The organism is Megasphaera sp. AF13-6AC (assembly GCF_027685385.1).
In the GTDB taxonomy this organism is placed as follows: Bacteria; Bacillota; Negativicutes; order Veillonellales; family Megasphaeraceae; genus Megasphaera; species Megasphaera micronuciformis.
In genome coordinates, this window is record NZ_JAQCUN010000082.1 from 1 (window position 1) to 6,016 (window position 6,016).

Annotated in this window: 7 protein-coding genes; 3 read left to right on the forward strand and 4 right to left on the reverse strand. The window is 46.4% G+C overall.

The genetic code is table 11. The features are described 5' to 3' along the window. The 4 genes from PGX78_RS05605 to ispE all read right to left on the reverse strand — a co-directional run. Positions 1–368, reverse strand: a 368-nt coding sequence (locus PGX78_RS05605) for an FAD-binding oxidoreductase (RefSeq protein WP_270445816.1), incomplete at its 3' end; no start/stop codon positions are given. A gap of 116 nt (positions 369–484) precedes the next feature. Then, positions 485–622 (reverse strand): hypothetical protein, encoded by a 138-nt coding sequence (locus PGX78_RS05610; RefSeq protein ID WP_270445817.1) that lies wholly within the window; start codon positions 620–622, stop codon positions 485–487. Positions 623–637: 15 nt separating this feature from the next. Beyond that, on the reverse strand, positions 638–1,357 hold the full coding sequence (locus PGX78_RS05615; protein WP_006941990.1) for a GntR family transcriptional regulator: 720 nt from the start codon (positions 1,355–1,357) through the stop codon (positions 638–640). 12 nt (positions 1,358–1,369) lie between these two features. After that, positions 1,370–2,215 (reverse strand): 4-(cytidine 5'-diphospho)-2-C-methyl-D-erythritol kinase, encoded by an 846-nt coding sequence (ispE, locus tag PGX78_RS05620; RefSeq protein WP_270445819.1) that lies wholly within the window; start codon positions 2,213–2,215, stop codon positions 1,370–1,372. A 203-nt stretch (positions 2,216–2,418) separates the two neighbouring features. Between ispE and PGX78_RS05625 the strand changes: the two genes are divergently transcribed. From PGX78_RS05625 to feoB, 3 genes are all read left to right on the forward strand, one after another. Further along, positions 2,419–3,354 (forward strand): YitT family protein, encoded by a 936-nt coding sequence (locus PGX78_RS05625; protein ID WP_270445820.1) that lies wholly within the window; start codon positions 2,419–2,421, stop codon positions 3,352–3,354. A 239-nt stretch (positions 3,355–3,593) separates the two neighbouring features. Then, the gene (locus PGX78_RS05630) at positions 3,594–3,827 is read left to right on the forward strand and encodes a FeoA family protein (RefSeq protein WP_040773809.1); all 234 of its coding nucleotides are present in this window, start codon (positions 3,594–3,596) and stop codon (positions 3,825–3,827) included. Between the two features lie 12 nt (positions 3,828–3,839). Beyond that, positions 3,840–6,016: ferrous iron transport protein B (gene feoB / locus PGX78_RS05635; protein ID WP_270445821.1), on the forward strand; the 2,177-nt coding region annotated here is incomplete at its 3' end.

The window sequence follows — 6,016 nt, forward strand, 5'->3', positions numbered from 1 at the left end:
TCCGCCGTTCTTACGCCGGCTTCGACGACCATATACATTCCCTCTTCGCTGCATTCAAGAATGTGGTTCATCCGCTCCGTAAGAACGACAATACCGCCTTGTGCCGGTACGGCTCCGCAACTGACACTGGTTCCGGCACCGCGAGGCGTTAAGGGCACTTTATACCGATTGGCAAGTTTCACAATTTCCGCCGTTTCCCGTGCATCCGCCGGCAATACCACCGCTTCGGGCATAACCCAATAAGACGGAGCCAGGCTTTCATCGGCCTTGTATATATCCAAGACGGACGGATCCGTCTTTACGTATTTTTCTCCCACAACCTGTCGCAATTCTTGCAACAATTCTTCAGTAACCGCATTATATTTCATCTATACCACCCTTTAACGAGAAATAAAAAGAGAAGCGTTTCGTTTTTGTACATACATACAAAAACGACCTTCGCTTCCCTTTCGCATGACAGCCTTTTGTACCTTTATTATTAAGATTATAAGGTACCCATAGCCCAGGCAATAAGCAGTCGGCCGAACATGAGTACGAAGGATCCCTTAGCCAAGTATCCTAAGAATGCTTCAAATGAATCTTCATGCTCGTGGTATTTATCTACCTTCATATTTGCTTCCATGTATTACTCCTTTTCTTAGTGCGGAAATAATTCTTGTACCAATCGGGCTGAATCCTTATCCCGCTTAATACCCATTATAAGGGTTTTTTCCGAATTTTCCATATGTTTTTTTGCTATTTTTCGAGCCTGAACACTGTTATGGTTAGCAATGCTTTCCACCAACTGTCTGTGTTCTTCCCACGTCGCGGCCAATCGCCCGGGATAATGCATCGATATGGAACGAAAACGAAGCATTTGTTCCCGTAAATTATGTAAAATATCAACCAGCCTGTTATTACGGCTGGCACGATAGAGAACGCCGTGAAAGCGAATATCCGTATCAACGATTTTATCAAATTCGTCACGGTCTATATATTCATTAATTTCTACTAAAATACGTTCCAGTTCTTCCAATTCGTCGGGTGTGATGCGTTCTGCCGCAAGGCCGGCAGCCAACTCTTCCAAAGCACTGCGAATTTCAAATACCTGAACTACATCTTTTAAGGAAATGTCGGCTACATACGTCCCGCGACGCGGTATCATAACGACAAAACCTTCCAATTCAAGCTTGCGAATAGCTTCCCGAATAGGCGTACGGCTTACGCCCAACTCATCAGCCAGTTGAATTTCCATCAAGCGTTCTCCGGGTTTTAATATGCCCTCTTTAATAGCTTGTCTTAGAGCTTCACTGACAACGTCACGCAGGGGCTTATACGTGTCCAAGCGTATGGGTTCTAATTTATGTTCTTTGTTCACTTTAATCCCTTCCTATATTAAGGACGTTAACATTACATCCGTATTTTTCATTTCTTCTTCCAACCGTTTCGCAAAAAAAGCGCCGTCTCCCTCAGGCGGTACAAGGGCAAAAACGGTAGGTCCGCTTCCCGACATAAGAGGGTTGAGCCCGAGACGACTTAAAGCCGCTTTACACTCACTCACTTCGGAAACGAGCGGCACTATGAAGGACTCAAAGGTATTTCCCATGGCTCTGCAAATACCTTCAAAAGACGCACTACGCACGGAATCGACCATTTCACCTACATCGACAAAAGATACCGACCCGGCCTTATCAAAGAGATCATAAGCTTTGCCAGTCTCGACGCAGACATGGGGATGCAGTATAAGAACTTCCCATGCCGGCAATGACGGCAAAGGGGTGAGAATATCACCGATACCGCTACCGCGGACCGTGCCGCCGGTCACACAAAAGGGAACATCCGCCCCCAAGGCCGCCCCGACGCGTTCCAAGTCGGAAGCTTCCAGCTTAAGGTTCCAAAATCGATTCAAGCCGCGCAAAACAGCGGCACAGTCGGCACTGCCACCGGCCAGCCCTGCTGCCACGGGAAGCCGTTTTTCCAGACGGATATGCACAGGGCGCAGCACTTCACAAAAAGGCGCCAAAGCCTTATAGGCCTTATAGGCAAGGTTGGTCTCATCGCATACTAAATCGCTCCGATCCGCCGTCAGTCTAAAGACGGAGCTTTCTTCTATTGTGACCGTGTCATGCAAAGCTACAGATTGATAGACCGTATCCACTTCGTGATATCCGTCGGGCCGGCGACCGACAATTCGCATAGCTAAATTAATTTTACCGTAGGCAGACTCTGAAATCATGCCGTCTCTCCCCAGCTTTATATAGTTATAAAATCTTTTTATGGTTTCTATTTAACTTCCCAATCCCAACATGCTATAATACGCATGTAATATATACGCAAAATACATGGTAAGATAAGGCTCTTGTAATCTGTTTATTACGTTGTATTATAACGGTTTCTCCCTGCTTTTACAATTCTGATTAAAGGACGGTGCATGCGGACATGCGTCAACAAGAAAAGCTGACGACCAGGCAGCTGCTTATTCCGTATATAGCGAACTTCATCGGCAGCGTCATTGCGGCTATAGGTATTAACGGATTTTTCATTCCTCAACACTTATTGAGTAGCGGCATCGGCGGTGTTGCCATCATGGTTTATTACGCTACGGGTCTTCCCGTCGGTACGGGCAACTTTATTATGAACATTCCTGTTCTTATTGCCTGTTACAGGTTTATGGGACGGCGCTATACCATCCTTGCCATTATCGGTACCATTATGTATTCCGCACTCATTGACGCCACGTCTTTCTTTGCCGACTTCAACCTCATCCACGATCCCATGACGGCTGCCATCATGGGCGGTATCTTAAACGGTATCGGCATGGGTATTATTTATCGTTACAACGGCAACACGGGAGGCCTCGATGTTATCGGTGCCATTGCCAAGAAGTTCTACAACCTGGAGATGGGTAATGTCGTCATGGGGCTTAACACCTTCGTCCTTATGGGGGCCGCTTATATGTTTAACCTCGAATTGGCCGTACTGACCTTTATTTCTTCATACGTAAGTACCTTCGTAACAAATAAGGTCGTCGTCGGTCTCAATCAGCGCAAAGCCATTACCATCGTAACGGTTCGTCCCGAGCAGATGGCCGGAGTCATTATGCGCTACATAGGACACGGTGTTACCTTCCTAAACGGTAAGGGTGCCTATACGCTTCAAGACAAGCAGATTATTTACACCGTCATTAAATTAACGGAAGTATCTAAAATAAAAGAAATCGTCAACAAGGTCGATCCTTATGCCTTCATGACCATCAATGACGTTTCCGACGTCTTGGGTTCGGGGTTCAGTAAGCCGTCTCCTAAACTTTATGTGCCGCCCGGCGGGGCTCCGAACATGCCGAGAACCAAAAGAACAATTCCCCCCGATTATTAAAATATTCCCCTCAAAGCTTTTACTGTGAATAACACGGTAAAAGCTTTTTATTTTATCGCTAACTATCCGCTCATATGAATCGTCACAAAAACAAATGATAATGACTATTTTTTCCTGTTGACAGTCTTATTTTACTTCTATATACTGATGGATGGAAATGAATGCTATTATCATATGATATAGGTTATCGTTTTTTCATGTGATTTTATCATTTAATCGATTTCAGGAGGTGTAGTGTTTTGAGTATCAAAAAGTTGGCAGACATGGAAGTGGGGACTTCCGGCACTGTCGAATCGTTGGAAGGACACGGTAATGTCCAACATCGCCTGGTTGATATGGGCGTCGTTAAAGGCTCTCATATTACAGTCGTCAAAACAGCTCCCTTAGGGGATCCTGTAGAAGTAAAAGTAAAAGGATGCGCTTTGGCGCTTCGTAAAAGTGAAGCGGCCATGATCAGCGTAATCGTCGACTAGGGGGATATGACTATGAGTTCTGACAATACGATTCGCATTGCCTTGGCCGGTAATCCGAACTGCGGTAAGACCACGATTTTCAATAACATTACCGGAGCCAAGCAACACGTAGGTAACTATCCGGGTGTTACGGTTGAAAAAAAGGAAGGCCACTGTATCTATGACGGTAAAGACCTTCTCTTCATCGATTTACCCGGCACGTACAGTTTGACGGCTCGTTCTTTGGATGAAGTCGTCGCACGTAACGTTATTATCAATGAAAAACCGGACCTTATCGTCAATATTCTTGACGGGTCCAACTTGGAACGTAATTTATACTTGGCATCGCAGCTCGCCGAATTGGAACGGCCTATGGTTGTGGGGCTGAACATGATGGATATTGCCGACCGTATGAACGTTAAAATCGATTTGGATAAGTTGGGTGAACGCCTCGGCGCCGTTGTCGTTCCCCTCGTAGGCAGTAAGGGTATCGGCATAGATAAACTTTTGGAAACCGTTTCGGATGTGGAAAAGCTGAAAAACTTGAAGAACCCGAAGGTAGATTACGGTCCCGTTGTCGAACCGGCTATTGAAGAGTTGCAGAAACTTATTGAAGCGGCTTCTTCCATTACCTATCCGTACCGTTGGGTTGCCGTTAAGCTTTTGGAAAACGACAGCGATGTAGTTAAGAAAATAAAAGCTCTCCCCGATACGGAAAATATTTTATCCAAGGCTACGGTTTTACGCGATTCGTTGAAGGACAAGGTGGATCTTGACTTCCACTTTGCACAGCTTCGTCACGAATTCGCTGTCCAAGCCTATAATGCTTCCGTTGTCTCGGCAGGTACGAGCGATACTCTCTCCGATAAGATTGACCGCGTTCTTACACATAAAATCTTAGGACTTCCTATCTTCCTCTTTTTTATGTGGCTCATGTTTACAGTGGTTATCGATATCGGTGCTTATCCGCAGGATTGGCTGGAAAAAGGTTTCGGTATGTTGGGCGACTGGCTTAATAACGTCATTGTCGACGAACAGCTTCGCTCTCTTGTCGTAGACGGTGCTATCGGCGGTGTAGGGGCGGTCTTGAGTTTCGTTCCCCTTATCGTCCTCTTATATCTTTTTATCAGTATTATTGAAGACTCAGGCTATATGGCACGTGCAGCCTTTCTTATTGACCGTCTCATGCGTTCTTTCGGCCTTCACGGGAAGTCCTTTATTCCCCTGATTTTAGGCTTCGGCTGTAATGTTCCGGGAGTTATGGCGGCACGTACACTCGACAATGAACGGGATAGAATGGTTACTATCTTGGCACTTCCTTTCATGACTTGCGGGGCTCGTCTTCCCGTCTATACCTTGCTGATTGCGGCCTTCTTCGGTGCAAGCGGCTATGGCGGTACGGTTCTTTTCGGTATCTACCTCCTCGGTATTATCGTATCTATCGTTCTTGCGCTTATCTTGCGTCGCACGGAATTTAAGGGGGACCGGGAACCGTTTGTTATGGAACTGCCTCCCTATCACATTCCGACCTTAAAAGGCGTGCTCATGCACATGTGGGAACGTACGATACTTTATTTGAAGAAAGCCGGCACGATTATTCTCGGTGCGTCCATTCTCGTTTGGTTCTTGACGGCATATCCGATGGATGTCGATTATTCCCAGGATTATGACGCTGCCAAGGATGCCGTAACGGCTACAGCTGAACAACAACAATCTCAGATTCTCGCCTCTTACGGCTTGAGCAGCATGGAAGACAACGAAGAACTGAACAACATGTATAACGACATGATTCAGGCTCAAAAAGATGCTGACGATGCGGCTGCCGCCGAAGATCAGGATATCAGTGACGTTCAACAGGCTGCAGAAGCCCAAGCCAAACCGGAATACCCCGATGCATTTGCAGACTTACAGCAAGAAAATCCGACGGTATACGCTCAAGCTTTACCGCTCTTTGATGTACAAAAAGCAGCTGACGATGCAACGGCAGATCTCGACTCTCAGCAAAATGCCGAAAAAATCGGTCAGAGCTATGCAGCTCGTCTCGGCCGCGTAATCGAACCGGCTATTCGTCCGCTCGGTTTCGACTGGAAAATCGGCGTGGGTATTATTGCCTGCACGGCAGCTAAGGAAGTCATGGTTTCCACCTTGGCTACTATTTACAGCGTTCAAGCCGATGACAAGCACGAAGCGGGCCTTGTTACTTACTTGGC